Annotated in this window: 2 protein-coding genes; both read left to right on the top strand. The window is 69.6% G+C overall.

The window, feature by feature from the left end:
- Window positions 1-571: nitrilase-related carbon-nitrogen hydrolase (locus ABZ281_RS45875; RefSeq protein WP_356664380.1), on the top strand; the 571-nt coding region annotated here is incomplete at its 5' end.
- A gap of 53 nt (window positions 572-624) precedes the next feature.
- Window positions 625-2,337: an NAD(P)/FAD-dependent oxidoreductase gene (locus ABZ281_RS45870; RefSeq protein WP_356664378.1), complete on the top strand. Its 1,713-nt coding sequence runs from the start codon at window positions 625-627 to the stop codon at window positions 2,335-2,337.
- The last annotated feature ends 144 nt before the right edge of the window (window positions 2,338-2,481 follow it).

The raw sequence follows: 2,481 nt of genomic DNA, 5'->3' as shown, positions 1-2,481 counted from the left end.
GCAGCACCTCCGCGCTGCTCGCCGGCTCCGAGGAGGTCGGCCGGGCCCTGCGCACCCGGGACGCCGTCAAGCCGGTCTTCGTTTCCGTGGGCGGCTCGCCAACCATCGCAAGACCCACCTCTTCGGCTGCTTCGAGCGCGACCACTTCACGCCGGGCGACCTGCCGGTCGTCCAGGCCGAGATCGACGGCCTCCGGGTCGGCATCCTGATCTGCTACGACGTGGAGTTCCCGGAGAACGTCCGCGCCCACGCCCTGGCCGGCACCGACCTGCTGATCGTCCCGACCGCGCAGATGCACCCGTTCCAGTTCGTCGCCGAGTCGATGATCCCGGTGCGCGCCTTCGAGAACCAGATGTACGTCGCGTACGTCAACCGGGTCGGCCGGGAGGGCGAGTACGAGTTCGTGGGGCTGTCCACGCTCGCCGGCCCCGACGGGGTCGCCCGGACCCGGGCCGGACGCGGTGAGGAACTCGTGCTCGCCGACGTCGACCCGGCCTTCCTCGCCGCGTCGCGTGAGAACAACCCGTATCTGCGCGACCGGCGGCCCGGCCTGTACGGCCCGCTCGTCTGAACCCCCCTGAACCCGAACCGCCCGTTCGTACCCGTGCAAGGAGTCCGTACCCCATGACGTCCACCGTGCCCAACGCCGTCGAGCACGCTGACGCGCAGCAGCTGCCGATCACCATGTTCGGCCCGGACTTCCCGTACGCCTACGACGACTTCCTCGCCCACCCGGCGGGTCTCGGGCAGATACCCGCGACGGAGCACGGCACGGAGGTCGCGGTGATCGGCGGCGGCCTGTCCGGCATCGTCGCCGCGTACGAGCTGATGAAGATGGGCCTCAAGCCGGTCGTGTACGAGGCCGACCAGATCGGCGGCCGGCTGCGGACGGTGGGCTTCGACGGGTGCGACGAGTCCCTCACCGCCGAGATGGGTGCGATGCGCTTCCCGCCGTCCTCCACGGCCCTCCAGCACTACATCGACCTCGTCGGCCTTCAGACGCGGCCGTTCCCCAACCCCCTCGCCGAGGCGACCCCGTCGACCGTCGTCGACCTCAAGGGTGAGGCGCACTACGCCGAGACGGTCGGCGACCTGCCCCAGGTCTACCGGGACGTCGCCGAGGCGTGGAACCGCTGCCTGGAGGAGGGCGCCGACTTCTCCGACATGAACCGCGCCCTGCGCGAGCGGGACGTGCCGCGCATCCGCGAGATCTGGTCCAAGCTCGTCGAGAAGCTCGACAACCAGACCTTCTACGGCTTCCTCTGCGACTCCGAGGCGTTCAAGTCCTTCCGGCACCGGGAGATCTTCGGTCAGGTCGGCTTCGGCACGGGCGGCTGGGACACCGACTTCCCCAACTCCATCCTGGAGATCCTGCGCGTCGTCTACACCGAGGCCGACGACCACCACCGCGGCATCGTCGGCGGCTCCCAGCAGCTGCCGCTGCGCCTGTGGGAGCGTGAGCCGCAGAAGATCGTGCACTGGGCCCAGGGCACCTCGCTCGCGAGCCTGCACGAGGGCGGCGAGCCCCGCCCGGCCGTGACCCGGCTGCACCGCACCGCCGGCAACCGCATCACGGTGACCGACGCGGACGGCGACATCCGCACCTTCCAGGCGGCGATCTTCACCGCCCAGTCCTGGATGCTGCTGTCGAAGATCGCCTGTGACGACTCGCTCTTCCCGATCGACCACTGGACGGCGATCGAGCGCACGCACTACATGGAGAGCTCCAAGCTCTTCGTTCCGGTCGACCGGCCGTTCTGGCTGGACAAGGCCGTCGACGACAGGGGAAATCCGACGGGGCGGGACGTCATGTCGATGACGCTCACCGACCGTATGACGCGCGGCACTTACCTGCTCGACGACGGCCCGGACAAGCCCGCCGTCATCTGCCTCTCGTACACCTGGTGCGACGACAGCCTGAAGTGGCTGCCGCTGTCCGCGAACGAGCGGATGGAGGTCATGCTGAAGTCGCTCGGCGAGATCTATCCCAAGGTCGACATCCGCAAGCACATCATCGGCAACCCCGTGACCGTGTCCTGGGAGAACGAGCCCTACTTCATGGGCGCGTTCAAGGCCAACCTGCCCGGCCACTACCGCTACCAGCGGCGTCTGTTCACGCACTTCATGCAGGACCGGCTGCCCGAGGACAAGCGCGGCATTTTCCTCGCCGGCGACGACATCTCCTGGACGGCCGGCTGGGCCGAGGGCGCGATCCAGACCGCCCTCAATGCGGTGTGGGGCGTCATGCACCACCTGGGCGGCGCGACCGACGCGACCAACCCGGGCCCCGGCGACGTCTACGACGAGATCGCGCCCGTCGAGCTGCCGGAGGACTAGGCAGTCCGCGAAGTCCCGTCGTTCGCCCGGAGGGCGGCGGGCCCCGCGGCGTCTGGTGCGTGCCTCCGGGTGCCGGGCGGAGTCCCTCGTACCGGACGTACTCAGGGCTTCGTCCGGTGCGGCGAGGGGTGCCCCCTGCTCGAT

It is taken from the genome of Streptomyces sp. NPDC006265, from assembly GCF_040613555.1.
Lineage (GTDB): Bacteria > Actinomycetota > Actinomycetes > Streptomycetales > Streptomycetaceae > Streptomyces.
This window is presented reverse-complemented; position numbering and strand designations above follow the sequence as displayed.

What these genes read in the sequence shown, in the direction of transcription:
- ABZ281_RS45870 (WP_356664378.1), top strand. Translation starts at nt 625, where the DNA reads ATGACGTCCACCGTGCCCAACGCCGTCGAGCACGCTGACGCGCAGCAG.